Origin of the sequence: Helicobacter labetoulli (assembly GCF_003670275.1) — a bacterium.
In the GTDB taxonomy this organism is placed as follows: domain Bacteria; phylum Campylobacterota; class Campylobacteria; order Campylobacterales; family Helicobacteraceae; genus Helicobacter_C; species Helicobacter_C labetoulli.
Genome location: NZ_QXJF01000021.1, coordinates 1 through 25,539, shown reverse-complemented (window position 1 = coordinate 25,539; position 25,539 = coordinate 1). Strand labels below are relative to the sequence as shown.

Genomic DNA, 25,539 nt, shown 5'->3' with positions numbered 1-25,539 from the left:
TGAGAATCCACTTTTGCTTCCACGGCTTGATTGCAATGATTATCCGCCTAGAAGCGAGAAGATAAGGTTATTGGAGGGATAAAATGATTAGATTTGCTACGATTGATGATGTTGATGATATTATGTCCTTTATTAATACACACTGGAAAGCTGGGCATATTTTGGCTACGAATAAGGATTTTTTTCTTTATGAACTTCAAAATGTTGATGATCCTAATCAAATCAATATGGCTATCGTTAGAGATGATGCGACTAATGAATTGTTGGGTATAGATGGGATATATTATTATGGTAAGCGTTTAGAGGGGCGTGATACTTCAGGTTGTATGTGGAAGGTTATAAAATCTGATAATCCAGTGCTAGGCATAGATCTTTTTCAGTTTGTAATGGATAATACAAGGACTCGCTGTATCGTTGGTGTAGGACTTGGGAGAATGGCAATCCCCATTCATAAATACCTAAAATTTGAAGTAGATGTAATGACGCATTGGTATAGACTAAATCCAAATATAAAAGACTTTAAAATCGCTCTTGTAACAAATCCCAAAATTCCGCAATCATCATTGCTCTCACAAGCAAAATTCGTAAGATTTCCACATTTTGAGAATCTTAACAAAGTTTTTGATTTTGAAGCATATTATGAAAGTAAGTCCCGCCCGACAAAAGAAGATTGGTATATCAAAAGACGCTATTTTGATCATCCAATCTATACTTATGAAGTTTTTGGTATAGAGCTTAATGGTGCGATAAAAACAATCTGTGTCTTTAGAATAGAATCTAAAAATAACGCAAAGGCATTGCGTTTTGTAGATCTCATAGGTGAGTTTGATCATATCTACTATGCGACACAAGCTATAGATGAGCTTTTGTTTGAGTGCAATGCTGAATATGTGGATTTCTACGAACACGGCTTAGATATTTCTAAAATGGAAAATGCTGGCTGGCTTCTCACAAAACCAAGTGGCAATATTATTCCAAACTACTTTTATCCATTTGTGCAAGAGAATATAGACATTTACTACGGGATACAAGAGAATAGCTACAAGGTGTTTAAGGCTGATGGCGACCAAGATAGACCGAATTAGGTTTAAACCCATAGGCTTGATAGGAGTCTATAGTTTTAAATCATACATAAGGAGACAGAATGACATTAGATGAGTTTATAAAGAAATTTGCAGAGCAGTTTGATGAAACTGATATGGGTGAATTTAAAGCCGATACGATTTATCGTAATTTAGATGAGTGGTCATCTATGCACGCTTTACTCATTATCTCTATGATTGATGATGAGATGGGTAAAACACTCAAGGCACAGGATTTTAAATCAGCGAATACCATAGAAGATTTGTATAAATTGGCACAGACAAAATGAATCTCATAGATTTCACAGGTAAGAAAATATTAGTTACCGGGGCTTCTAGCGGTATAGGTGCGGCGACAGCCATTTTGCTTTCAAAGTTAGGTGCAAAAGTGGTAGCGTGCGGACGAGAGCAAAGCAGACTTACTCAAACACTGGAGGCAATGGAATGTCCTAGTAGGCATATAACTCTAGCATTTGATGTGCTTGATTTTTCACATTATGAGAGTTATTTTCAGCAAATGGTTTGTAATGGGGAGAAGCTTAGTGGCTTGGTGCATTGTGCAGGGATTCAAAAGCCTATGGTATTGCGTGGGATAACACAAAAAATGATTTATGAGATAATGGATACAAATTTTAGCTCATTTCTTATGCTTTCATCAATGTTTGTTAGAAAAAAATATTCAGAATCTGGTCATATCATTGGCGTTTCATCTATCAATGCTCATTATCCACAAACAGCTATGAGTATCTACGCCGCCTCAAAAGGTGCTATGGAAGCTAGTGTTCGCACACTAGCCCTTGAGCTTGCAAAGCAAAATCGTCGTATAAATTGTGTAGTGCCCGGTGCCATTGATACCCCTATGCTTGATGATATACCTCGTGAAAATATAGAGCATATAGCTAGTCATTTTCTGCTCGGTATGGGAAGTGCGGATATGGTAGCAAATACAATCGCCTTTTTGTTAAGTGAAGCTTCGTGTTACACGACAGGTAGGGCATTTTTCGTAGATGGTGGAATGTTGGCTAATTCAATTTGATATTTTTACAGGAGGTGATGGCAATGACATTATTTATTGATGATAAAAAAGCATATTCAGCAAAGGATATACAAGAATCATTAAAGGCGGTTGGGGCTCACGATGGAGAAGTGATATTTTTACATTCAGATATTTCATTTGGGCGGTTAGCTTCAGGGCTTAAGCCTAAAGAATATTTGGGTGAGTTAAAAAATTGCTTTGATAATGTCGGTATTGAGAATTTAGTTGTGCCAACTTTTACTTATAGCTTTGCGAATAATGAAACTTTTGATGTAAGAAATTCTAAAACATATATGGGTGCATTCAATGAATATTTACGCAATACTACGGGGGGGGGGTATTATCGCACTCTCGACCCGCTGCTTTCGCTTTGTGTGCCAAAATCATTGCAAAAAAATTATGAAAAATTAAGCGAACATTCACTTGGTATAGGCGGAGGAATTGATATGTTTAGGAAAAACAATAAGAATGGTGGCTATAAATTTTTATTTTTTGGAGCAAGACTACCGACTTCTTTTACATATATTCACTATGTGGAAAAGATAAAAAATGTCCCCTATAGATTTGATATGAAGTTTCAAGGTAAGGTGGTGGATTATAATGGTGTAGAAAATGAGGCAACACAATATATTCATACACATTGCTTTGGTATTAAACAGGCTCAAGATGCACAATATTTTGAAGACTATCTTGTAGAAAATGGATTCTTAAAAAAATGTAGGCTTGGCAATCTAAGTGTGGCTTGTATAAGCGAGAGAGACGCATTTATGCAAATCTCAAAAAAGATTGATGGCGATATTAATTATTTTTTAGACACACCTTTTAAACCGCAAGATTTGATATGTCAATATGGCTATGACCCAAAAGTTGAGAGAATCACTCATTGCTAATCCCTAAAATAAAGGCACACAATGCAAAAAAATCTTATAGAATATTTAGAATCTACCGCTAGAGCGTTTCCACATAAAGAAGCGATAGTAGATTCTACACATAGCATTACTTTTGCAGAGCTAAGAAGCAAGGCTTTGCAAATAGCCCTAGCTATACATAAGAAAAATCCACACTATTTTAAATCCCCTGTGTTTGTGTATCTACCAAAGTCATATAAAAGTATTGTGGCATTTATGGCTACGCTATATAGTGGGAATTTTTACACACCTAGCGATGTTGATTTTCCTTTTGCTAAGGTCTCTCTTGTGCTTACGCAATTAAAGCCTTCTATATTCATCACTAATAGTGTGTATAAGCAAAAGCTTATAGATAATGGCATAGATTCTGCGCTTGTACTTGATATTGATAGCATTTGTCAAGGCGAAGAATGTAAGGGTAATAATAGAAATATTTTACCCTTGCCACAAGAGATAGAGAATGTATTAGGGCGATGTGTAGATTCTGATGTAGCTTATACACTTTTTACTTCTGGCTCTACTGGCACACCAAAAGGAGTGGCGGTGGCTCATAAAAGCATTATAAACTATATTGAATGGTTTAGAGATGAGTTTGAGATTGCAGAAAATGAACGCATAGGCAATCAAGCACCATTTTATTTTGATAATTCAACACTTGATATTTATCTCTCTTTATCTACGGGTGCGACACTTTATATTATTAAAAAATCTCTTTTTGCTTTTCCTGCAAAACTTATTGAATACCTTAATGCCCATAAAATCAATATGATATTTTGGGTGCCTAGTGCCTTAGGTGCGATAGCAAATGCAGATATTCTCTCTCATATGACTTGTGAAAATTTGCGTAAGATCATATTCGCTGGGGAAGCGATGCCAAATAAGATTCTTAACTATTGGCGTAAATATATCCCACAAGCCATTTATGCAAATTTGTATGGACCAACGGAGGCGACTGTGGATTGCACTTTTTATATCGTGGATAGAGTCTTTGAAGATTCGGATGCTTTACCTATTGGCAAACCTTGTAGGAATTATGATGTATTTGTGCTTTCAGAATCTAATGAGATGATAAACACACAAGGCGAGATTGGCGAGCTCTGTGTAAGAGGGGTAGGTGTGGCATTAGGCTATTATGGAGACTTTGAGCGAAGTAAGGAAGTCTTTGTGCAAAATCCCTTAAACAATGTGTATGAAGAGAAAATCTATCGCACAGGCGACTTAGTATGCTACAACGAGTTTGGGGAGCTTATGTATTGCGGGAGAAAAGATTCACAAATCAAGCATTTGGGATATAGAATAGAGCTAGGCGAGATAGAATCTGCGGCATTTGGACTAAATGCCGTGCAAAATGCTTGTGCTTTATATGATGATAGAGATAAAAAAATAGTGCTATTTGTGAGTATAGATAAATCTTGTGAAGTTGTGGAATCTTGCACACTCCATTCACTTATAACGCGAGATTTAGCAAAGACATTAGCACAATATATGTTGCCAAATGTAGTGATAAGCTTAGAAACTTTTCCATTAAATGATAATGGCAAAATCAACAGAAAGGAATTGAAAATGATGTATGAAAACACATATAAGCTCAATGATGAAGCCCGAATCCAATCCGCAATCTGCGGACGGCGGGGGGGGGGGTAATAGGACTCTATAAAGCCCGTAAAGATTATACAAGGCTTTCTATTTCTTGTATGTCTGCTAAGTTAGCGGCATAGGGAGGTGGAGAGTGAAGACTTCAGTTATAGACTTTTTAACCCACATACTTAAGAGACATAGCAATAAAGTAGCCTTTGTAGATGAAGATTCAAGTTTAACTTTTTTAGAGCTTCATTTGCAATCAAATGTTATCGCCAATGCTATTTCAACAACACTTCAAGCACAAACACAAAAGTCCATTTTTGTGTATTTACCAAAATCTACACTTTGTGTTACTGCACTCATTGCTGTGGCAAAAAGTGGGAATTTTTACACACCTGCTGATATACACTTTCCGCTTGAAAAGATAAATGCGATTTTAAATGTGCTAAAACCTGCACTTGTGATTACAGATTCTAAACATATAGAAAAGATTAAAAATGCGGATATACATAATGCTAAGATTTTGAGCTTAGATTCCATTGATCTTACACAAGATATTGCTTACACAATGCCTAAAATCCCCGATACCGCACCGCTTTATTGTCTTTTTACTTCTGGCTCTACTGGTGTGCCAAAGGGAGTGCTTATCGCACATAGAAGTATGATTAAGTTTATACAAGCAATGAAAAAGGAATATAAGATTACGCATAATGATAATATTGCTAATCAAGCGCCCTTTATCTTTGATGTGAGTGCGGCTGATATGTATAACACTATTGCGGCTGGGGCGTGTATGTATATTGTCAAAAAATCGCTTTTTGCTTTTCCACTTAGACTAGTGGAGTTTTTAAATCATCATAAGATTACATTTATTTATTGGGTGCCTAGTGCCTTAGGTGCGATAGCAAATGCGGATATTCTCTCTCGTGTGCCTTGTGAAAGTCTAAAGACGATTTGCTTTGGCGGAGAGGCTATGCCAAATAAGACTTTGAACTATTGGCGAAAGTATTGCAAGGGGGCAGTGTTTGGGAATATTTATGGACCAACGGAAGTAACGGTGGCTTGTGCGTTTTATACCGCAAATAGAGAATTTGCCGATAGTGATTCTTTACCCATTGGCACACCGATAGAAAATTGCGAGGTGTTATTATTAGACGACAAACATAATGCGGTAAAAAATGGGGAAATAGGTGAGATATGTGTCAAGGGAACTTGCTTGGCATTGGGATACTATGGCGATTTTACAAAGACTGAAAGTGTGTTTGTCCAAAATCCGCTCAATACCTTTTGGCAAGAGAGAATCTATAAAACCGGGGATTTAGGCTATCTTAACGAGTTTGGGGAGCTTATGTATTGTGGGAGAAAAGATTCACAAATCAAGCATTTGGGATATAGAATAGAGCTAGGCGAGATAGAATCGGCTATGTATGGTATAGAGGGTATAAAAAATGCCTGTGTAATATATGATGAGATGGCAAGAAAGATTGTTGCGTTTATGGATTCAAAGAATGTGGGAGAAACTGAACTCATAAAGATATTAGCCAATAAATTAGCACATTATATGTTACCCAATGCTGTATTTACGCTAGGTAGATTTCCATTAAATGATAATGGCAAGATTGATAGAAAAGCACTTAAGGCAATGTATATGGCCAATAATACTGCGGGGGGGGGGGGGTAAATAATCCCTTTGTTGTTTCTACTTATATTTTTAATCCCACTTTTATTACTACTTTTAGTTTTGCTTCTGACAGAAAAAGGAGTGCATCGTGACTCCTTTGCTTTTAATCCATTATTTTCAAAAAAGAGTGAAAGAATATGCTAATAGTATCGCCTTAAGTGTGGGTGATAAGCATTATACATTTAAGGAGATTGAGAATCTAGCCTACGAGATTTGTAGGGAGATTTTGCGTGTTGAAGAAAATGTGAATATGCCTGTTGCGGTGTTTTTAGATAAAGGGTTTTTTAGTGTTGCGGCAGATTTAGCTATATGGTATAGTGGAAATTGTTATATGAATTTAGATGTAAAAAATCCATCTAAACGCATAAAGGCTATAATCAATCATATTAAGCCAAGTGTGATTATCACAGAAACTAGATTTGAAGAGAAGCTTAAGAATTTAGATGTGTTTGTTATTAATATAGATAGATTAGATTCCATAACAAATTGTCATATTTGCAAGTGTGGGCAAGAGTTTTGCTCGTGCGAGCGTAGCGAAATATCTAACATAGAATCTAAAAGAGATATTTCATACTTACGCACTCAATATGACAAAAATTTAAAATCTCAACCATTTGAATGTGTGCAGAATGTAGGGGTGCAAAATAGAAAGGATTTAGAATCTCACATAAGCAAACGACTAAATAGACTTATAGATACCGATCCTTGCTGTATTATAAACACCTCTGGTTCAACGGGTATCCCAAAAGGTGTAGCCCTTAGCCATAAAAACTTTTTTGACTTTATCCATTGGAGTTTAGATGAGTTTGTTGAGCTGCGTAACGATGTGGTGATAGGGTCTCTATCACCTATTGTGTTTGATATTTTTAGCTTTGAAATTTGCTTAATGATAATGGGCGGAAGACTTGTTGTGATACCCGAATCTTATGCGAGTTTTCCTATCAAAATTTTAGAGATTTTACACAATAATTGTGTGAATTTTATATTTTGGGTGCCAACAATAATGGTAAATATCGCCAATATGAATCTCTTAGACAAGATAGATTTAGCTTGTTTGAAGCTTGTTTGGTTTGCAGGAGAGGTATTTCCTACAAAGCAATTTAACTATTGGCGAAAATATCTTTGTGAAGCGAAGTTTGTCAATATGTATGGACCCATAGAAATTACGCTTGATTGTGCGTATTTTGTAGTGGAGCGTGAGATTAAAGATAGTGATGTCCTACCTATTGGCAAGGCGTGTAGGAATACGGATATTTTGCTTTTAGATGATGAGAACAACTTAGTTGAGTACCCATTTGTGCAAGGTGAGATATGTGTGCGTGGAAGTGGTGTGGCGTTGGGCTATTATGGGGATTTTACAAAAACTGAAAGCGTGTTTATTCAAAATCCCTTAAATACGCATTATCCAGAGCTTATTTATCGCACAGGCGACATAGCCGAATATAATGACTTTGGCGAACTAGTGTTTAAAGGGCGAAAGGATAATATTATTAAGCATTTTGGCTATCGTATAGATTTAGGCGAGATTGAGCATAGCATTATTAATGTGCTAAAAATTGTAAAAAATGGCTGTGTTGTGTACAACGAGGCATTAAAACATATTGTGCTGTTTTATGAGGCAGATTGTGAAATATCAAATATGAAGTTTAGAAAAGCAGTTTCAAGTGTCTTGCCAAACTATATGATTCCAAATGTGTATAAACAGGTGGTGATTTTAGAGAGGAATACAAATGGTAAGATTGATAGATTATTTTATAAAAATTTAGTCAAAAAGGGCTTGTGAGAGAGACTTTCAGCTGCGGGCTACCTGTGGAGTAGACAAGATTAATCATATAGCCCAAAGCTTAGGCTTCTTGGCAAATTTATAGACTATATTCCAAAGTCCATCGTGTTTTAGTCCATATTTTTCGTGGAATCTTTGCGAGGCGTGGTTTGTCTCATCTACCCACGCGTAGAGATATTTGCCTCCATTTCGTATGTATTGTGCTAATGCACCTTTTAAAATACTGTGTATATGTTGAGGCTCAGAGAAATTAAAAATTTGGTTGATGTAAAAACTTTTTGGGTGTATTATAGCTTGAAGTAGGCTTGTAATGTTGCTTTGTGAATCTTTGAGGATGAAAAATTGTTTATTGTGTATAGAGATTTTTAGCTCATTTATATTTTGTAAATGCCCCGTTGTGCTATCAAAAACCTCTCTTAGCTTTGTGTATATTTTCTTAGAATCTTGCTCTGTTGCTATGCAAGATTCTATTTCTTCATCGTTCATAGGTACAAAACTAAAGGCTGGGGATTTTTTGCTAAAACAAAAGGCGGCGTTATTGCTTGATATGCGTTGTTGTTTGGCAATGGTGTAAAAGCCAAGATGAAATAGGTCATTTTCAAGTAAATGTAGATTTTTTGATGTGATTTCAATAGTAGCATTGTGATTTAGTGTGTTTGTGTGGGTATGAAAAAGATCTGCAAAGTCTAAAAAATCAAAGGTATAAAAATAAATCCTTTGCACCCCTTCTTCCTCATTGATAAAAAATAATGACCGAGTACTTTTAAAGCCTAAATATGGCTTATCTTTTAAGCTAAGAAGGTGGAGATTGGTTACCCCCCCCCCCCGTAGTATTGGTGGTGGCAACGGCTCTTAGCTCGTTGATATTTTGAATAATTTCTTTTTTTGTCATTTCATCACTCTCCAAAAGATGTATGGTAATTTGATAAGCATTATCAAGTATAGTTAAGACATTATCTCTAAGCTCCATTTTAAACTCTACTTGAGAATCTAGGCATTCTTTAGCTTGTGGCTTGATTTGATACTTGCCTATTTTGTAGCATTTATTCGCATATACAAAATGTGGTCTCTGCACCACATCAAAGCTACCATAATCAAAGCTTCGCAAAAATTTGGATATGAGATTTGTATCTAAGTTTTGAACTAAAAGGGCATTTAGGGGTAGATTCTTAAACTTATATACAAAATCATTCTCAATGCTATCTCTGCCTACAATCTCTTTGTGTAAGAGATTGTTGATAAACTCCTTAAAGGCTAAAAATGCAAGCTCCATACCTTTGCGTGTAACAGACAGGGCGGTTGAATCTTTGGATAGCACCATCTCTTTTTGACTAATAATTGCTCCCTTATCAATATCTTTTGTTACAAAATGCCAAGTAATGCCTGTCTTTTTTTCATCATTGAAAATAACCCAAGTGGGGATATTCATACCCCTGTAATGCGGTAAAAGTGCATAATGAAAATTGATAATCTCAATATATGGTTTGTCTATAATTTTTGGCGTGAAAATAAAGCGATTATTTGCACTAATAATCAGCGTTTTTGCTCTATCTTGCGTAAAGTCTAAAATAAAATTTTCTATATCAAAACGACTTGTAAGGCATAAATACGGGAGATTGAGTTTTTGACACAATGTCCGAAGCATTGAAGATGGGCTAATGGCAGTTTCTAATACAGATAGTGTTGTGTTGTGTATTTTTGTGGCTGTATTTTTGGAATGTGAATCTTCTAGTAGAGTGTTTAGGTATTTTGTACAGTCGCAAGCGATTTTATTCCCACCTAAAAGCAAAATTTTTTTAAATCTCATAAATCCGCCTCCAAAATCTCGCAATACTCTAAATTGCCCAACTCAAAATCCATAGCACACCAAGATAATCCAGAGCCAAAGGCACAAAGAAGCGTTTTAAAAATCTTATTTTTTAACTCATCTTTGAAGTTGTGCAATGCTACCATTGGGATACACGCCCCACTAAGATTGCCGTAGTTTTCTACAAGATTCATAGGTATTTTTTCGGAATCTATACCTATTTTTTGTGAGAGTTTTTGCAACATAAATTTATTTGGCTGATGAAATAAAAATACATCAAAATTTTCCAGTGTTTTATTTGTGTGGTGCAGTAGGCTTTGGACCAAGGGTGGCACTTCTTGTTGAACGAAAGAAAAAACGGCACTTCCTTCCATATGTAAATGATCCAATGCTCTTAAGTTGCCATCTCCTACATCATACATTTTGGCGGTTTCTGGGGTTGAGGGCATTTTAAATCCACCTGCTGGAATCCGAAGGGCATCTGCCCTTGAGCCATCCATATATAGTTCATAATAAATCTTTGTGTTAATCTGCTCGTTGTCTTTTGTGTTTTCTATCACCGTGATGGTTGTGCCATCTCCAATGAGTGGAAAATCGTTTCTGTCCTGCTTGGAAACTTTATGGCTTAACACATCACCATTTATTAACACAACCTTTTTGTCATTTAAGTGTTCTAAAAACATAAAACATTGCATAAGTCCAACTAAGAATCCACTGCAGCCTTGTGCTATATCTAAACAAATCACCTCATTACTAAGATTGAGTGAGCTTTGCACAATATTTGAAATATGTGGCATAAAAAAATCAGGACATACGGTTACCACCACAATTGCACCTATCTCATCTTTTAGAATCCATTTATTTTTAAGCATATATTGTAGGCCAAAAATGGCAAAATCAGCTACACTGGAATCAGGCTTTGAGAGATGGTGTTTATTAAAGCCCATAATTTTTTTTAACATCATCGTTTGTTTGGGTGGAAAAGTATAGTTATTTACTTCATCATCGAAGTAACTCACAAAACTTGGCACAATCCCAAGCATAGATGTAATTTTTTTATTATGAAAATAGGTTTTCATTTTAAATGTTTCCGCCACTTTTTTTAATCAAATCTGCCATACTTTTTATACTATTAAAGTTTTCTGGCAAAATATCTAGCCCATCTATACTTGCTCCAAACCTCTCCTCAAATACGCTTGACAAAGTGACCACATCAAAAGAATCTAAAAGTCCATCTTCTACGAAATCTAAACTATGTTCAAAATCGTGTTCCGGTCTTAACTCTTGTAAAATTGCTAAGATTTGCTCCATCTCTTGCTCCTTATAAAACTTTGTTTGAAACTACAAGTAAGTCTTGTTGCTAATTGGCATTATAGCAAATAATATCTGCCGTATTGAATAAACCTTCAGATTTTGGATATGGGCTTGACACCTTTATAGTTTGTAGATGTCAAGTGAATGGAAAGGATTGCGGGTGTAGGCAAGGGATTACTTTCCACTTTCATACACAAAAGGCACGCTTTTAATACCCGCTTCCATAACCTTTTGATTCAGTCGCATTGTGTCTTTGATATCAATATTAATAAAGCTTGAAGGCACTTTGGAATTTGGTGTATAGACTTCTTGCAAAAGGGCGAGTTTTTGCTTATTATCTTTCATATCAGCTGCCCTTTCTCGTAGCATACTTGCCTTCAAAGGTGAATCTTTACCCACAAAGCCCACAATCAGCATATAGACATTAGAATCTGCTAGGTGTTTATCAATGTTTTTTAGCTCTTTTTGACAGCTTGGGCAGTTGGGATCAGAGACAATGTAGGTGATTTTTTTGCTATTTTTATTTTTAGATTCTAGGATAATGTAGTCATCTTTGGGGATTTGCTTAAAAAGTTTATTGAGCTTTTCTTCATCTGGGGTGTCATTTTGACTTTGCTTTACTAATGAACCTACTGCACCCATATCTTCGGCACTTGCAGAGAAAAAGACATTTGACACACCTATAACCGCCCGTCCATCGCTACTTGCAAAAATCGGCACTTGCATTTTGCCTACTTCAATCAGCACGAGTTTAATGTTTGGCGTGGATTTAAGATCTTGGATTTTTAGGATTTTTGCGTTTTGTTTGGTGCTATATTTGATTGTCTCTTGCAGGGTTTGCTCAAAATTCGCCGCCAAAGCAAGACTAGAAATAAAGCTAGAGATAAGGCTAAGAGAGAGAAGAATCTTTTTCATCTATATCCTTTGTGAAGTAAATTTGGGCTAAGATTCTATAATGTTTTCACAAATACAAAGGCAAGGCGTAAAGAAATGAAAGGTGTAACGAAAGGCGTGAAGATTCTAAGCTCAAAGTACTATCCTTATACATATAAGTTTTTTAAACACAAAAATTTTAAATCTAGCTCTTACAAGGCGTGTCGAAATGTATTTGTCTTTGGGCTTGGCTCAAATATGGCTTTGAAAAATAGGGGCAGTGTGGAGATTTTAGAATCTGCTTTTGCTTGGCTAGATTCACACTCACGCATTCGTGTTTTGCAAAGCTCTCCTATTTGGCGTAATCCGCCCTTTGGCTTTGCCCCGCAAAATGACTTTTATAATGTAGTGTTGCTGTGTGAGAGTAATTTAAGTTTGGTAGAAATATTTGGGCTTATGTTTTATATGGAAAGACGCTTTGGGCGTGAGCGTAAAAGGGCATTTAAAAACGCACCCCGCACATTAGATGTGGATTTGATTTTATTTAATACTTTGAATCTGCAATGGAAGCATTTGTATGTGCCACATAGATTCTACACGCAAAGGAGCTCGGTAATGGTGCCGATGAGTTTTATAGAATCTTTGTGTTAGATTCTGCGTTGTCTTTTGGCTAGAATCGGCGATTGCTTCACCTTAGCTAGAATCTAAAATACAAGCAGTTCGCGTTTTAAGCGGTTGAGTGAATCAATCTGGGCTTTAAGCTTATCAATCTCAACATCAATTTGTGCGAGTAAATCAAAGCTTAGATGTTCGGGCATATCCTGTGAGCCGCGTTTAATCATTATATAATCCACAAGTGAGATTTTAGCGATGTTAAGCAAGATATTAATATCATCGCGAATATCCTCTATGCTTTTGAAAATTTCATCTATTTTTTCCCACATTTTCACTCCTTTAGGTCTATTTATTTGAGCCCTGCACTGATTAGTGTATGCAAGTGTATCGCACCTTGAATATGTTTATGCTTATCTGTGATGACAAGCAGCTGAATCTTATTATCCTCCATCATTTTAAGTGCATCATAGGCTAGAATCTCTTGGTTATCGCACATCTTTGGATTTTGTGTAGCATACTCGCTTACCGGAGATTCTAAGCTAAAGTCTTGTTTCATCATCGCTCTTCTTAAATCCCCATCACTCAAAATCCCCCAAATCACATTATCCTTGGCAATAATGGCATTGCCTAGCCGCTTTTGGCTTATGATGATAATGGCTTGAGAGAGAGGCATTTCTGGTGGGATAATAGGCAAGTCTTGCGTTTGCATTAAATCTTTGAGCTTGACAAAAAGCTGTTTGCCCAAAGCTCCTCCGGGGTGAAAAGAGGCAAAATCCTGTGCTTTAAAATCCCTAGCTTTCATAAGGCATACTGCTAAAGCATCGCCAAGAGCGAGAGTAAGCGTTGTAGAGCTTGTGGGGGCGATATTTAGCGGACAGGCTTCACGCATAATGTTTATGTCTAAAAAATAATCGCCTAAAACTGACAATGGCGAGTGTCTATCCCTGCTCATTGTGATGATAGTATTACCAAAGCGTTTGATATGTGGAATAATGCTAAGGAGTTCTTCGCTTTTCCCACTATAACTTATAGCAAGAAGAATATCATCTTTTTGTAGCATACCTAAATCCCCGTGCAGTGCTTCTATTGGGTGCATAAACACGCTAGGTGTGCCTGTGCTTGAAAGAGTGGCGGAGATTTTTGCACCAATAAGCCCACTTTTACCCACGCCGCATACAACAAGTTTTCCACGAGATTGGATAATCTTTTCCACAATGGCTTGAATCTCAGCTCCATCAATGCGTTTTATCGCTTCAAGCAAGGCTTGAGATTCTATCTCTAGCACTTCTTTTGCAATCTCTGCGTAATTGAGACTTTTCATTATGTATCCTTTAAGTATTTTAAGGATTTAGATGATATACATCATCGACACAATCGTAGGATATTTTTTTACCTTTTTGAAAATATGTCGTTTGAATGTGTTATGCACTTCATTTTCAAGATTCTTCGCATTAAAGCCATCTGCCTTGAAGTTTTTCACCACAAATTCAAGTGTATCATTCATCTCTTTTTCAAAGCCTTTGTCTTCTTTGTCTGCTACAAGTCCGTAGCTTGTGATTTTTGTCTCTAGAATCTTGCGGTCTTTGCTGATTTTAGCTGATATAATCACAATACCATCACTTGCTAAAGCCTGTCTATCAAGCACGACATCATTTTCAATTTGGCGGTTGATTTGATTGTCAATGTAAGTTTTGCCATTTTTGACACTACGAACCTTTTTCATATAGTTTGGATTAACCTCTATTTGATCGCCATCTTCCATAAGGTAAATATTTTTCTCTAGCACACCACAGGCAATAGCAGTTTGCTTGTGTTTAGCAATGTGATTGTATTCTCCATGCACTGGCAAAAAGAATTTTGGCTTCACAAGTCGTAGCATTAGCTTTTGCTCCTCTTGTGCGGCGTGTCCGCTTACGTGAATCTCGCTAAAGTCTTGGTAAGCGACTTTTGCTCCAGCTTTCATAAGAAAATTAAGCACCGCGGATACAGAGCCTTCATTGCCCGGAATAGCTTTAGCAGAGATAATTACCATATCGCTTGGTTTAATTTTGATATGTCTATGCTCATCTGTTGCCATACGATATAAAGCACTCATCGTTTCACCTTGAGAGCCTGTCGTTACGATAAGCACTTCTTCATCGGGGTATTTTTCCACTTCGTGTGCTTCAATAAATATATTTTGCGGCAAGTCAATGTAGCCTAGTTCTCTAGCAATTTCAAGATTCTTCTCCATTGATCGCCCAATCACCGCTACTTTGCGGTTGTATTTTAGCCCGTGTGTGATGGCTTGATACACACGATGAATATTTGAAGAGAATGTGCTCATAATCACGCGTCCTTGAGCTTGCTTGAATAATGTTTCAAATGTTGGTCCCACACTCGCTTCGCTTGGTGTAGTGCCACTGCGATGAGAATTTGTAGAATCGCTAAGCAAAAGCATAACGCCCTCTTCTCCATAATGGGCTAAGCGGTGTAAATCGGTAGGGAGATTATCCACAGGTGTGTGGTCTATTTTAAAATCACCCGTATGGATAATTACCCCCGCTTCTGTGCGGATAGCAAGGGCGGAAGCATCAATCACAGAATGTGTGATATTAATCCATTCTACTTCAAATGCCCCGATTTTGATAGGTTTGCGTTTTTCAACGATTTTAAAAAAGGAGCGGAATTTTTTTAGTCCGTGTTCATCAAACTTACTCCCTATCATACCAAGCGGGAGTGGTGTGCCATAGATTGGGAATTGTAAGAGTTTAAAAAGATAAGGCACTGCTCCTATGTGGTCTTCGTGTGCGTGCGTGATGATAACTCCAGCAATTTTATCTTTGATAGCAAAAAGATAGCTAAAATCTGGCACGAGAATATCCACGCCGTGCATATCTTCATTAGGAAAGCTCATACCCACATCAATGACAATAGCTGAATCTTGGGTTTCAATCACGGTGATATTGCCGCCAATTTCGCCAAGCCCACCAAGCGGAGTGATACGCACGCTTGCCTTTGTGTTGAGGTTAAGTTTATTATGGGCATTGAGGCTTTGGCGTTGGATTCTCTCATTTGCTTCCACACCTCGTTTCAAATCTTTGTGCAAACCTAAGTTGCCCTTTTCATTCACATCTCTTACTTCGCGGATTCCATTTATACTTTCATCAATTTGTGCTTTGCTGTGTTGAGCGTGGGGGTTTTTACCTTGCCATCGTCTCCTTTCAAAGTTTTTTTGCCCCTCATTTGGATTGTTATGTGTCTTGCCTTGAGCGTTTGTATAGGTTTTAGAATCCCGTGATTTATGGCGATTATGAAAAGCTTTTGCTTGATTATCGCTAGATTCTGCAGAATCTGAAGTCATATCATTGGCTTGTTCCTCTGGGCTTTTTTTCTTGAATCTATCAGTGAATGATTTAAGTCTGCTGACTTGATTGCTCTGCTCTGGTGTTTTTTTCTCGTCCATTGTTTTGTCCTCCATTATTTTTTTCTCTTGCATTGTTGTTTCCTTTTTGTAAAGTGTGCAAAATATGGTGAAAACTTTCTGTCTTTACTTCGTGAGCTCTTGCATTTGGCTTCACATTTGCAGATTCTAGGGCTGCTTGGACACTTTTTTTATCAAAAGATAAAGAGAGGTTTTTGGCAAGTGTTTTGCGTGGTGAGCAAAAAGCAAGTTTTAAAAAAGATTCTAAATCGCAGAGAGAGAAGCCCAAAAAATCTTGTGCTGGGTTTTTATGTATCACAAATACTGATGAGGTTACTTTGGGTATAGGGGAGAATGCTTCCTTTGGCACATCAAAAAACAACTCTGCACTGCCTAAACTCTCAACTAAAACGCTTAAAGCACAAAATTCTTTTTCACCACTTGTGGCACAGAACTTTTGTGCGACTTCCTTTTGTGTCATTACAATAAAGCCACGGCAGAATCTATCACGCAAAAGACGCACGATAATATGTGTGGCAATGTAATAAGGAAGATTTGAGACGACCTTATACTCTTGGGTATGTAACCACGCTTGTTGTGATGGGAGATTCAAAATATCTTCATAAATGATATGCAATCGCCCACTCTCTATTTGCTTAGAAAATTTTTCATTAAGTAAAGAACATAAGTCTAAATCGACTTCATAGGCTATCAAGGGTTCTATTTTTAATAGCTCTTGCGTCAAATCACCCAAGCCAACCCCAATTTCAACACACTGAATAGGCAATGTGGGAATGGATTGGACGATTTTATTAAGGTAGTGAGAATCTTGCAAAAAATTTTGTCCGAAACGCTTTTTTGCGTGATGTGCAAGATTCTGCATTTGCTATGAGCCTTAACCTTTATTTGAAAGTCTCATTATAGCCAAAAATATGCAAATATTTTATTTTATTAAGGAGATTTGGCTATGATACGCACAAATGCTACATTTAAGATTTTATATAAGATGTGAATCTGCTACTTTGGAGTTAAAAAATCTATGAGCCTTGCAAAAAGAATTATCCCCTGTCTTGATGTTAAAGATGGACGCGTAGTAAAGGGTGTGAATTTTGTGGATTTAAAAGATGCGGGTGATCCTGTGGAAATTGCTAAAGCGTATAATGATGAGGGTGCTGATGAGTTGGTTTTGCTTGATATTTCTGCAAGCTATGAAAAACGAAAAACAATGCTTGATGTGGTGGAGAAAATCGCTCAAGTTGTATTTATACCCTTTAGTGTTGGTGGCGGGGTAGGCTCACTTGAAGACATATTGGCTTTACTTTATGCTGGGTGTGATAAGGTAAGCCTAAATAGTGCTGCGATTAAAAATCCTAACCTTATTGATACGGCTGCTAAAAAATTTGGCTCTCAATGTGTTGTTGTGGCTATTGATGCAAAAAAATCACCAAATGGCTCGTGGAATGTCTATCTCAATGGTGGGCGGATAGATAGCGGAAAAAATCTGCTTGAATGGATAAGAGAAGCGTGTGATAGGGGAGCAGGGGAGATTCTGATAACAAGTATGGATGCTGATGGCACAAAAAATGGATATGATAAAGCAATGATAGAATCTGTGGCACATAGTATTTCCGTGCCATTAATTGCAAGTGGTGGAGCGGGGAAGATGCAGGATTTTGCCGATGTGTTTGAATCTGGAGCAAGTGCGGCATTAGCCGCGAGTGTGTTTCATTACAAAGAAATTGCTATAGCGGATTTGAAAAAATATCTTTCTCAACATAAGATTCCCGTGAGAATATAAGGATAGAATATGATAGTGTGTGCTGGAAATGGAGAGGATTTTGCCTTTGCTAAGTCGGTGGGTGTTGGGCTGATAGAGAGTGCGATGGGTTTAATGCAGATATGCCAAAGGGAAAGTGTAGATTCTCTAGTATTTATTGGAAGCTCTGGGGCATATAGCAAGGAAGCAAAGCTTTTTGATTTATATATTGCTGATAGTGCGACACAAATTGAACTAAGCTTTTTGCAGGATAAGGCTTACACACCATTAGATAATCATATCCAAAGTGGAATCTTGCAGGAGAATGTTTCATATGAAACATTTAAAGACAAAGTCATTGTCAATAGCTCAAACTACATTACCACAGATGAGAATCTCGCCCTACAATTAAGTAAAGCTGGAATCTTGCTAGAGAATATGGAGTTTTTCAGCATAATGAAAATTGCTCAATATTTTAATATTCCTTGCGTGGGTGTGTTTTGTGTGAGTAATTACACATATCAAAATGCACATAATGAGTTTATAGCAAATCATCAAAAAGTCAAGGAGATTCTGTCTTATCATAGTGAGCTAATACAGCAAATCTCTGCAAATCTCGCTCAACATAAGGGCTTGTAATGGGATATTTAGATTCTAAAGAAGATATAAACAAGGCTAGTGCGGGAGACAAGACAACGCCGATTTTAGATTGTGATAAACATATAAATCCTATTTCTACCAAAGAGACAATGCAGATTCTAGATTCTAAGCCGAGCCTTTATGATTATACGCTTGATGAGCTAAAATCTCTGCTTTCCCCATCGTTTCGTGCCAAACAAGTGTATCATTGGCTCTATCATCGTTATGAAAACAACATTGCTTTTATGGATAATATTTCCAAAAAGATGCAAGAGTATTTGCAATCGCATTTTGTTGTCTCGCAAATTGAGCCTGTGCGGATTGAAAAAAGTAGCGATGGGAGCAAGAAGTATTTATTTCAAACAAAAGATGGACACACTTTTGAATCTGTGCTTATCCAAATGAAGCAAAAAAAGCTTGATGAAAATGGTGGAATTATAGAGAGTGAAAAATGGACAATGTGCCTTTCTAGTCAAATCGGCTGCAAGGTCGGCTGTGCATTTTGCTTCACGGCAAAGAGTGGTTTTGTGCGGAATTTGAATGCGGGGGAGATTGTTGAGCAAGTGGTGATGATGAAAAGGGAGGCAAATATCGCCCCAAATAAGCGTGTAAATATTGTGTATATGGGAATGGGTGAGCCTTTAGATAATCTTGCTAATGTGGCTCAAGCTATTAAGATTTTAGCTCAATTAGATGGGCTAAGTATTTCTGCAAGACGACAGACGATTTCTACAAGTGGCATCGCCCCAAAGATTAAAAAGCTAGGAGAACTGAATCTTGGCGTGCAGTTGGCTATCTCGCTTCACGCTGTGAGTGATGAACTACGCTCAAAACTTATGCCTATCAATAAGGCATACAATATTGCTGAGGTTTTGAATGAGGTGAGAGCATTTCCTGTGGATAGCAGGAAGCGAGTGATGTTTGAATACCTGATGATAAAGGGTGTCAATGATGATATAAAAAGTGCAAAAAAGCTCCTTTCTTTGCTTAATGGTATAAAGGCAAAAGTGAATTTGATTCTGTTTAATCCGCACGAAGGAAGTGAATTTGAACGCCCATTGATGGAAGATGTAAAAGCGTTTGCTGATTTTTTAGTAAAAAAAGGATTGCTTTGCACGATACGAGAATCTAAAGGGATTGATATTAGTGCAGCGTGCGGACAACTAAGGGAGAAAGTCAAGCGTGAAAATGGCGAAATAATACCAAAGCCTAAAAAAGCAAAAGTTTGAAGTGATTTGTGTGGGATTTAAATGGGCTTTGAAAATTATACTGATACTTAGATTCTAAATGTTTCATATGAAACATTTAGAATCTTGTAGAATCTTAGCGAGAGGGCAATATCATTTGCTGATAAGATTCTATGTATAGACTTTGTATAGATATGGAATAATGTGTCTTAAGTCATTGCATAATTGAAGTAGAGATTTTGTGATATTTTAAGATTCCTTGAGACTTTCTTGTTTTATGGTGTGGGTAGTTTTGGGTTTGGGAATGGGGCTAGTTGGGCTAAAAAAAGCAATTTGATTATAGGCTTATTTTTAGGATTTAAGCCATTTTTTGCCCTTAAGATTCTATAATCCATTCTTAGAATCTAAGTAAAATTTAGAATAACAAAGGAGAGAGATGGAGCTTGATATTATTTTGATGTTATTCTTGGGTGTCGTTGCTGTTATTGGCTTGGGAGCATTTTGGTATCTAGCAAAGGAGCGGAAATGAGTGTGCCTCAAAAAATGCTTGTGCATATTTGTTGTTCTGTTGATAGTCATTATTTTTTGAGTGAGCTAAGGAAAATTTATCCAAGCCACGAAATGGTTGGGTATTTTTATAATCCAAATATTCACCCAAAAAGTGAATATGATTTGCGTTTGCTTGATGTGGAGCGAAGCTGTAAAATGCTAAATATTCCGCTTTTAGAAGGGGAATATGAGATAAAAAAATGGTTTGTTGATGTCAAAGGGCTTGAAAATGAGCCTGAAAAAGGTGAGCGATGTGTCAAGTGTTTTGATATGCGATTAGAAAAAACTGCCCAACTCGCCCATAAAATGGATATAGAATCTTTCACTTCCACATTACTTTCAAGTCCATTGAAAGAGCAGCAGATTCTCTATGCGGAGGGCGATGAGATTGCCTCGCGGTATGGGCTAGATTTTATTAAGGTTGATGTGCGTAGCAATGGTGGCACACAGGCTCAAAGTGCATTGGCAAACAAAGATAGGCTTTATAAGCAGACATATTGTGGCTGTCAGTATGCACTTATAAAGCAGCGAGATTCACAAAGGCAAATCGCCCTTGAGTTGATGAGCAACATCGGTAGGCAAATTACACCCGGGAGTAATGAGCAAAGAAAGCGTGTGTTTGAAATCCGTAATGAATGTGAGGCACAAGGCAAGGAGTATGCGTTGTATAAGCAGTCTAAAATTATTTGGCGAAACTTGCGGAGTGTGTGTATTGATGGAGATAGAGTGATAAGCTCTTATGTGATTACACACTCTCGTGCCAAAAATATGGTGAAAACCTCTGCTATCACCTACATTAAACAAAGCGTGAAGGATATACGCTCTCAAATACAAAATATACGCATAGGTTATGCAAAACGCGATGATAGCGTGTTTATCAGTATCCAAACGCTGAATCTTTTATTGCAAACTAGCTATGCTACCACGCAAGAAATGGTGTATAATCCACCACTTTATGAAGATGAACTTGCTTTGCGTGGGTTGTTGTGTGGGGCGGATAGTCTTAATCCTATCATAGTGATTGATTCTTGCATAGAGAGAAGCTTGAAGCTTTTTATTGATGCGTATTTTCAAGAAAGTAGCATTTTTGCTATCGCTACATATTAAAAAAATTTGGTAGAATAACAATAATTTTTCAAAAAGGAGCGTCAATGCAAACAAATAATCCAATAATGGATATTGAAAAAATCCGTCAGATTCTGCCTCATCGCTATCCTATGTTGCTTGTAGATAGAGTGGTAGAGCTTGTCTGCAACAGCAATGATAGTCAGCCAGATGGTTATATCAAAGCATACAAAAATGTAACAATCAATGAAGAGGTGTTTTTGGGGCATTTTCCAAATAAGCCTATTTATCCGGGTGTTATGCAGATTGAAGGAATGGCTCAAGCGGGTGGGCTACTCGCATTTGTCAGTATGTTTGGCGACAATGTAGAAGAAGCTAAAAATAAGATTGTATATTTTATGACGATTGATAATGTGAAGTTTAGAATCCCCGTTGTTCCAGGCGATAGGCTTGTATATGAGCTGAAAGTGCTTAAGCATAAAGGAAGCGTGTGGCAGCTTGGAGCAAAAGCCTTTGTTGATGATAAGCTCGTGTCAGAGGCTGAACTCAAAGCAATGATTGCAGATTCTGAATCTTAAGAGGTGAAGAGATGAGCATAATTGGTAAAACAAGCATTGTAAAAGAGGGAGCAAAAATAGGCAAAAATGTCGTTATTGGTGAATTTTGCATTATTGATGAAAATGTTGTGATTGGTGATGACTGCGTGATAGGTAATTATGTGCATATTGCGGGTTGGACAACTTTAGGCAAGGGTAATAAGGTATTTAATAATGCTGCTGTTGGTGTGCCACCACAAGATTTAAAATATGCAGGGGAAAAAACGGAGCTGATTATCGGCGATGAGAATCTTATCCGTGAATTTACTACGCTCAATCCGGGCACAATTGGCGGACATAGCAAAACAATCATTGGAAACAAGAATCTTTTTATGGCGTATGTACATATCGCACACGATTGTGTGGTTGGCAATGAATGTATTTTGGCAAATAATGCCACACTTGGCGGACACGTTGAGCTTGGAGATTATGTCAATATCGGTGGGCTAACACCCATACATCAGTTTGTAAAAATCGGCTCTGGCTGTATGGTTGCAGGAGGCTCTGTCTTAACACAGGATTTGCCCCCGTATTGCCTTGCAGAAGGAAATAGGGCATATATTAGAGGGCTAAATAAGCATCGTATGCGTAAGATATTTTCTCGTGAAGAGATTGATGAGATTAGCCATTTGTATAAGATTCTGTTCTCACACACTGCTCCTATACGCGAGTTGGCTCAACAAGAGCTAGATAAGAATCCAAATCCAATAAGCCGCTCTATTTGTGAGTTTATCTTATCAAATACACGCGGTATCCCCTTAAATAAAGGAACACAAAGTGAGTGATATGAATGTAAAAGAATGTAGTTTTTGTAGAGCAAAAGAAAATGCTAATAATCCTGTCATAGCCTCTGGTATTACGCCTGATGTGTATATTTGCAAAAATTGTTTGATTACGGGCAATACAATTATCAATGAGTATATGGCTGAAAATGCTCAGGGTGATGAGAATGAAAGTTTTAATGTGGTTGCACCAAGTCCAAAGGAGCTAAAAGTAAAGCTTGATGAGTATGTAATAGGGCAGGATTCTGCTAAGAAAGTGTTTTCTGTGGCGGTGTATAATCATTATAAGCGTATCTTGCAGGGAGAAAAACAAATAAGTAATGCCCTGCGTGATGTGGAGCTATCTAAGTCAAATATTTTGCTGATTGGTCCAACAGGAAGTGGAAAAACGCTAATGGCACAGACTTTAGCAAAGTTTTTAGATATTCCTATTGCTATTTCAGATGCCACAAGTCTTACAGAAGCTGGGTATGTGGGGGAAGATGTTGAGAATATTCTTACGCGTTTGCTTCAGGCAGCTAATGGCGATGTGAAAAAAGCGGAAAAAGGCATTGTGTTTATTGATGAGATTGATAAGATTTCAAGGCTTTCTGAAAATCGCTCCATCACGCGTGATGTTTCTGGTGAGGGTGTGCAGCAAGCATTGCTAAAGATTATAGAAGGCAGTGTAGTGAATATCCCACCAAAAGGTGGGAGAAAGCACCCCAATCAAGATTTTATACAAATTGATACAAAAGATATTTTATTTGTGTGTGGCGGGGCATTTGATGGCTTAGGCGATATTATTAAAAGGCGTTTGGGTGGTAATGTGCTTGGATTCCACGGAGAGAAAAAGGGTAAAAGCGAGGAGAATGCTTTGCTTGAGTGTGTTGAGCCTGATGATTTGATAAGTTATGGGCTTATTCCAGAGCTTATTGGGCGATTGCATATGATAAGCACACTTTCTCCCATCACCAAAGAAGCGATGATTGAGATTCTTACAAAGCCAAAAAATGCACTCATAAAGCAGTATCAAAAGATTTTTGAGCTTGATGGTGTAAATTTGAAGTTTGAAAAAGGGGCAATTGAAGCGATTGCGGAGCTTGCTATTAGCAGGAAAACCGGGGCTAGAGGGTTAAGGGCAATTATGGAAGAGGCAATGATTGATTTGATGTATGAGTTGCCAGAGCTTGAGGGCTATGAGATTAGTATTTCAAAAGAGTGCATTACAGAAAAACAAGCCCCTCTTATGGTGAAAAAAAGAAAAAACTTGCAAAAAAGAGCTTAAATTAAGAAAAACAAAAGCTTAAGCAAAGGTGCAAGAGAGTATAATCGCCACAAAATTTTGCAAAATTTTAAGGAGTTTTTATGTTGATGGATAGACTCATTGGGACTTTTTCCAAAGACATTGCAATTGATTTAGGGACAGCAAACACTTTGGTTTTGGTTAAAGGAGAGGGTATTATCATCAATGAACCCTCTGTAGTCGCAGTGCAGGCGGATAGATTTAGCACAGGCAAGATTCTTGCTGTGGGAAAAGAGGCTAAGGATATGCTAGGTAAAACTCCTGATGGAATCCAAGCTATTCGCCCGATGAAAGATGGCGTTATTGCGGATTTTGATATGACAGAAAAGATGATTCGTTACTTCATTGAAAAAGCTCATAAAAGAAAAAGTCTTATCCGTCCTCGTATTATGGTGTGTGTCCCTTATGGTTTAACCGGTGTGGAGAAAAAGGCGGTAAAAGAATCGGCAATGAGTGCTGGAGCTAGAGAAGTACTTTTGATAGAAGAGCCTATGGCGGCGGCTATTGGAGCGGGATTACAGATTCTAGAATCTAAGGGAAATTTGGTCATTGACATTGGCGGGGGGACAACAGAAGTTGGCGTTATCTCTTTGGGTGGCTTGGTGATTAGCAAGTCAATCAAGGTTGCTGGAGATAAGCTTGATGTGGCAGTAATGGATTATGTAAGAAAGAAATTTAACCTTTTGATTGGAGAGCGGACAGGTGAAGAGATAAAGATTGAGATTGGCTCTGCCTCTCCTATGGAAAAACCACTTGTAATGCAGGTGCGAGGACGGGACCAAGTGAGTGGGCTGCTTAATACCATTGAGCTTACAAGTGAAGATGTGCGTGAAGCGATGAAAGATCAATTGCGAGAGATAAGCAATGCACTCAAATCCGTGCTTGAATCTATGCCACCAGACTTGGCAGGAGATGTTGTGGAAAATGGTATTGTGCTAACCGGTGGAGGTGCGTTGATACGCGGACTTGATAAGTATCTATCCGACATTGTGCGATTGCCTGTGTATGTGGGCGAAGAGCCTTTGCTTTGTGTGGCAAAAGGCACAGGCAAGGCAATGGAGACTCCAGAAATACTAGAGCAAGTTGCTTTTAACTAAGGCGGATTATGCGGTATAAAATCCTTGTCTTTGGGATTATCTTTGTTGCTTCTATCTTGGTGCTTATGGAAGTGGATAAGGGGATTCAGGCAAAGATTTTGAGCGTGAGTGATTATATTAAGACTTTTTTTCTTAATACTAGCGATGGTATTGCAAATACATACAACAAGCATTTTGACCAAGCCGAGCAGATAGAATCCCTTAATGCCAAATTGCAAGATTATGATAAGCTCTTTCTTGAAAATCAAAATCTTAGAAACGAGCTTGCAAAATATCAAAAAATTGTGGGGCAAGATGGCTTTACATACGCAACAAGCGAGTTTCACCTAGCAAGAATCATCTCCTTTGCCGCACTTGGTGAAAAAGATAGTGTGTGGCTTGATACAAATCTATCTACATATCGCAAGGGCGAGGCGTTGGAAGATAGAATCTTTGGTATCGTTAAAGATAATGTAGCCCTTGGTGTCGCTGTGGTGCAAAATGGACGCATTGAAGGCTTT

26 protein-coding genes are annotated in these 25,539 nt (G+C 37.6%); 17 read left to right on the top strand and 9 right to left on the bottom strand.

Annotation, left to right across the window (positions count from 1 at the left end):
- Window positions 1–83: 83 nt before the first annotated feature.
- The 7 genes from EBF12_RS10190 to EBF12_RS10160 all read left to right on the top strand — a co-directional run bounded on the left by EBF12_RS10190 (window position 84) and on the right by EBF12_RS10160 (window position 8,071).
- Window positions 84–1,085 (top strand): hypothetical protein, encoded by a 1,002-nt coding sequence (locus tag EBF12_RS10190; RefSeq protein WP_121727552.1) that lies wholly within the window; start codon window positions 84–86, stop codon window positions 1,083–1,085.
- A 59-nt stretch (window positions 1,086–1,144) separates the two neighbouring features.
- Window positions 1,145–1,372 carry an acyl carrier protein gene (locus EBF12_RS10185; RefSeq protein ID WP_121727551.1) on the top strand — a complete coding sequence of 76 codons (228 nt, stop codon included), beginning with the start codon at window positions 1,145–1,147 and terminating at the stop codon, window positions 1,370–1,372.
- Window positions 1,369–2,118 (top strand): SDR family NAD(P)-dependent oxidoreductase, encoded by a 750-nt coding sequence (locus EBF12_RS10180; RefSeq protein ID WP_121727550.1) that lies wholly within the window; start codon window positions 1,369–1,371, stop codon window positions 2,116–2,118. The genes EBF12_RS10185 and EBF12_RS10180 overlap by 4 nt, the downstream gene beginning before the upstream one ends.
- A gap of 23 nt (window positions 2,119–2,141) precedes the next feature.
- Entirely contained in the window at window positions 2,142–3,008 is an 867-nt protein-coding gene (locus EBF12_RS10175) for an AAC(3) family N-acetyltransferase (protein ID WP_157979106.1), read from the top strand.
- 21 nt (window positions 3,009–3,029) lie between these two features.
- Complete coding sequence (locus EBF12_RS10170) at window positions 3,030–4,670, top strand: amino acid adenylation domain-containing protein (RefSeq protein WP_121727548.1); 1,641 nt, start codon at window positions 3,030–3,032, stop codon at window positions 4,668–4,670.
- Window positions 4,671–4,755: 85 nt separating this feature from the next.
- Window positions 4,756–6,288: an amino acid adenylation domain-containing protein gene (locus EBF12_RS10165; protein WP_157979105.1), complete on the top strand. Its 1,533-nt coding sequence runs from the start codon at window positions 4,756–4,758 to the stop codon at window positions 6,286–6,288.
- Window positions 6,289–6,376: 88 nt separating this feature from the next.
- On the top strand, window positions 6,377–8,071 hold the full coding sequence (locus tag EBF12_RS10160; protein ID WP_208630982.1) for an AMP-binding protein: 1,695 nt from the start codon (window positions 6,377–6,379) through the stop codon (window positions 8,069–8,071).
- 45 nt (window positions 8,072–8,116) lie between these two features.
- Here the strand turns inward: EBF12_RS10160 and EBF12_RS10155 are convergent, their stop codons facing one another.
- The 5 genes from EBF12_RS10155 to EBF12_RS10135 all read right to left on the bottom strand — a co-directional run bounded on the left by EBF12_RS10155 (window position 8,117) and on the right by EBF12_RS10135 (window position 12,107).
- Entirely contained in the window at window positions 8,117–8,794 is a 678-nt protein-coding gene (locus tag EBF12_RS10155) for a GNAT family N-acetyltransferase (RefSeq protein ID WP_121727546.1), read from the bottom strand.
- A gap of 70 nt (window positions 8,795–8,864) precedes the next feature.
- Window positions 8,865–9,878, bottom strand: a complete 1,014-nt coding sequence (locus EBF12_RS10150) for a formyl transferase (RefSeq protein ID WP_121727545.1) — start codon at window positions 9,876–9,878, stop codon at window positions 8,865–8,867.
- Window positions 9,875–10,957 (bottom strand): 3-oxoacyl-ACP synthase III family protein, encoded by a 1,083-nt coding sequence (locus tag EBF12_RS10145; protein WP_121727544.1) that lies wholly within the window; start codon window positions 10,955–10,957, stop codon window positions 9,875–9,877. The genes EBF12_RS10150 and EBF12_RS10145 overlap by 4 nt, the downstream gene beginning before the upstream one ends.
- Before the next feature lies 1 nt (window position 10,958).
- Window positions 10,959–11,189, bottom strand: coding sequence for an acyl carrier protein (locus EBF12_RS10140; protein ID WP_121727543.1), 231 nt, complete (start codon window positions 11,187–11,189; stop codon window positions 10,959–10,961).
- 177 nt (window positions 11,190–11,366) lie between these two features.
- On the bottom strand, window positions 11,367–12,107 hold the full coding sequence (locus EBF12_RS10135; protein WP_121727542.1) for a DsbA family protein: 741 nt from the start codon (window positions 12,105–12,107) through the stop codon (window positions 11,367–11,369).
- A 75-nt stretch (window positions 12,108–12,182) separates the two neighbouring features.
- On the opposite strand from EBF12_RS10135, the gene folK reads away from it, so the two are divergent.
- On the top strand, window positions 12,183–12,716 hold the full coding sequence (folK, locus tag EBF12_RS10130) for a 2-amino-4-hydroxy-6-hydroxymethyldihydropteridine diphosphokinase (protein ID WP_121727541.1): 534 nt from the start codon (window positions 12,183–12,185) through the stop codon (window positions 12,714–12,716).
- Between the two features lie 53 nt (window positions 12,717–12,769).
- On the opposite strand, the gene EBF12_RS10125 is transcribed toward folK, so the two are convergent.
- Genes EBF12_RS10125 through rsmA form a run of 4 tightly spaced genes read right to left on the bottom strand, consistent with a single transcriptional unit; the run spans window position 12,770 to window position 16,966 of the window.
- The gene (locus EBF12_RS10125; protein WP_002956042.1) at window positions 12,770–13,009 is read right to left on the bottom strand and encodes a DUF2443 family protein; all 240 of its coding nucleotides are present in this window, start codon (window positions 13,007–13,009) and stop codon (window positions 12,770–12,772) included.
- A 20-nt stretch (window positions 13,010–13,029) separates the two neighbouring features.
- Window positions 13,030–14,001 carry a KpsF/GutQ family sugar-phosphate isomerase gene (locus tag EBF12_RS10120; RefSeq protein ID WP_121727540.1) on the bottom strand — a complete coding sequence of 324 codons (972 nt, stop codon included), beginning with the start codon at window positions 13,999–14,001 and terminating at the stop codon, window positions 13,030–13,032.
- Window positions 14,002–14,028: 27 nt separating this feature from the next.
- The gene (locus EBF12_RS10115; protein WP_121727539.1) at window positions 14,029–16,158 is read right to left on the bottom strand and encodes a ribonuclease J; all 2,130 of its coding nucleotides are present in this window, start codon (window positions 16,156–16,158) and stop codon (window positions 14,029–14,031) included.
- Window positions 16,076–16,966, bottom strand: coding sequence for a 16S rRNA (adenine(1518)-N(6)/adenine(1519)-N(6))-dimethyltransferase RsmA (gene rsmA, locus EBF12_RS10110; protein WP_121727538.1), 891 nt, complete (start codon window positions 16,964–16,966; stop codon window positions 16,076–16,078). The genes EBF12_RS10115 and rsmA overlap by 83 nt, the downstream gene beginning before the upstream one ends.
- Window positions 16,967–17,122: 156 nt before the next feature.
- On the opposite strand from rsmA, the gene hisF reads away from it, so the two are divergent.
- The 9 genes from hisF to EBF12_RS10065 form a co-directional block, all read left to right on the top strand.
- On the top strand, window positions 17,123–17,881 hold the full coding sequence (gene hisF / locus EBF12_RS10105; RefSeq protein WP_121727537.1) for an imidazole glycerol phosphate synthase subunit HisF: 759 nt from the start codon (window positions 17,123–17,125) through the stop codon (window positions 17,879–17,881).
- Window positions 17,882–17,890: 9 nt separating this feature from the next.
- Window positions 17,891–18,478, top strand: a complete 588-nt coding sequence (locus EBF12_RS10100) for a phosphorylase family protein (RefSeq protein WP_121727536.1) — start codon at window positions 17,891–17,893, stop codon at window positions 18,476–18,478.
- A gap of 110 nt (window positions 18,479–18,588) precedes the next feature.
- Complete coding sequence (rlmN, locus tag EBF12_RS10095) at window positions 18,589–19,707, top strand: dual-specificity RNA methyltransferase RlmN (protein ID WP_121727553.1); 1,119 nt, start codon at window positions 18,589–18,591, stop codon at window positions 19,705–19,707.
- Window positions 19,708–20,190: 483 nt separating this feature from the next.
- Entirely contained in the window at window positions 20,191–21,321 is a 1,131-nt protein-coding gene (locus EBF12_RS10090; RefSeq protein WP_121727535.1) for an epoxyqueuosine reductase QueH, read from the top strand.
- Between the two features lie 44 nt (window positions 21,322–21,365).
- A complete protein-coding gene (gene fabZ / locus EBF12_RS10085; RefSeq protein WP_121727534.1) occupies window positions 21,366–21,857 on the top strand; it encodes a 3-hydroxyacyl-ACP dehydratase FabZ in 492 nt (163 codons plus the stop codon).
- Window positions 21,858–21,868: 11 nt separating this feature from the next.
- The gene (lpxA, locus tag EBF12_RS10080; protein WP_121727533.1) at window positions 21,869–22,660 is read left to right on the top strand and encodes an acyl-ACP--UDP-N-acetylglucosamine O-acyltransferase; all 792 of its coding nucleotides are present in this window, start codon (window positions 21,869–21,871) and stop codon (window positions 22,658–22,660) included.
- A 1-nt stretch (window position 22,661) separates the two neighbouring features.
- Window positions 22,662–23,924, top strand: coding sequence for an ATP-dependent protease ATP-binding subunit ClpX (clpX, locus tag EBF12_RS10075; protein ID WP_167444803.1), 1,263 nt, complete (start codon window positions 22,662–22,664; stop codon window positions 23,922–23,924).
- 80 nt (window positions 23,925–24,004) lie between these two features.
- Window positions 24,005–25,039, top strand: coding sequence for a rod shape-determining protein (locus EBF12_RS10070; protein WP_121727531.1), 1,035 nt, complete (start codon window positions 24,005–24,007; stop codon window positions 25,037–25,039).
- Window positions 25,040–25,047: 8 nt separating this feature from the next.
- On the top strand, window positions 25,048–25,539 hold a 492-nt coding region (locus EBF12_RS10065; RefSeq protein ID WP_482793328.1), incomplete at its 3' end, for an MreC domain-containing protein.

Bases quoted from the DNA above. Each gene is read 5' to 3' on its own strand.
- rsmA (WP_121727538.1), bottom strand. From the start codon at position 16,966: ATGCAGAATCTTGCACATCACGCAAAAAAGCGTTTCGGACAAAATTTT.
- EBF12_RS10070 (WP_121727531.1), top strand. From the start codon at position 24,005: ATGTTGATGGATAGACTCATTGGGACTTTTTCCAAAGACATTGCAATT.
- folK (WP_121727541.1), top strand. From the start codon at position 12,183: ATGAAAGGTGTAACGAAAGGCGTGAAGATTCTAAGCTCAAAGTACTAT.
- hisF (WP_121727537.1), top strand. From the start codon at position 17,123: ATGAGCCTTGCAAAAAGAATTATCCCCTGTCTTGATGTTAAAGATGGA.
- EBF12_RS10185 (WP_121727551.1), top strand. From the start codon at position 1,145: ATGACATTAGATGAGTTTATAAAGAAATTTGCAGAGCAGTTTGATGAA.
- EBF12_RS10125 (WP_002956042.1), bottom strand. From the start codon at position 13,009: ATGTGGGAAAAAATAGATGAAATTTTCAAAAGCATAGAGGATATTCGC.
- EBF12_RS10145 (WP_121727544.1), bottom strand. From the start codon at position 10,957: ATGAAAACCTATTTTCATAATAAAAAAATTACATCTATGCTTGGGATT.
- EBF12_RS10150 (WP_121727545.1), bottom strand. From the start codon at position 9,878: ATGAGATTTAAAAAAATTTTGCTTTTAGGTGGGAATAAAATCGCTTGC.
- EBF12_RS10180 (WP_121727550.1), top strand. From the start codon at position 1,369: ATGAATCTCATAGATTTCACAGGTAAGAAAATATTAGTTACCGGGGCT.
- EBF12_RS10090 (WP_121727535.1), top strand. From the start codon at position 20,191: ATGAGTGTGCCTCAAAAAATGCTTGTGCATATTTGTTGTTCTGTTGAT.
- EBF12_RS10175 (WP_157979106.1), top strand. From the start codon at position 2,142: ATGACATTATTTATTGATGATAAAAAAGCATATTCAGCAAAGGATATA.
- EBF12_RS10140 (WP_121727543.1), bottom strand. From the start codon at position 11,189: ATGGAGCAAATCTTAGCAATTTTACAAGAGTTAAGACCGGAACACGAT.
- clpX (WP_167444803.1), top strand. From the start codon at position 22,662: ATGAATGTAAAAGAATGTAGTTTTTGTAGAGCAAAAGAAAATGCTAAT.
- EBF12_RS10100 (WP_121727536.1), top strand. From the start codon at position 17,891: ATGATAGTGTGTGCTGGAAATGGAGAGGATTTTGCCTTTGCTAAGTCG.
- EBF12_RS10190 (WP_121727552.1), top strand. From the start codon at position 84: ATGATTAGATTTGCTACGATTGATGATGTTGATGATATTATGTCCTTT.
- lpxA (WP_121727533.1), top strand. From the start codon at position 21,869: ATGAGCATAATTGGTAAAACAAGCATTGTAAAAGAGGGAGCAAAAATA.
- rlmN (WP_121727553.1), top strand. From the start codon at position 18,589: ATGCAGATTCTAGATTCTAAGCCGAGCCTTTATGATTATACGCTTGAT.
- EBF12_RS10170 (WP_121727548.1), top strand. From the start codon at position 3,030: ATGCAAAAAAATCTTATAGAATATTTAGAATCTACCGCTAGAGCGTTT.
- EBF12_RS10135 (WP_121727542.1), bottom strand. From the start codon at position 12,107: ATGAAAAAGATTCTTCTCTCTCTTAGCCTTATCTCTAGCTTTATTTCT.
- EBF12_RS10120 (WP_121727540.1), bottom strand. From the start codon at position 14,001: ATGAAAAGTCTCAATTACGCAGAGATTGCAAAAGAAGTGCTAGAGATA.
- fabZ (WP_121727534.1), top strand. From the start codon at position 21,366: ATGCAAACAAATAATCCAATAATGGATATTGAAAAAATCCGTCAGATT.
- EBF12_RS10115 (WP_121727539.1), bottom strand. From the start codon at position 16,158: ATGCAAGAGAAAAAAATAATGGAGGACAAAACAATGGACGAGAAAAAA.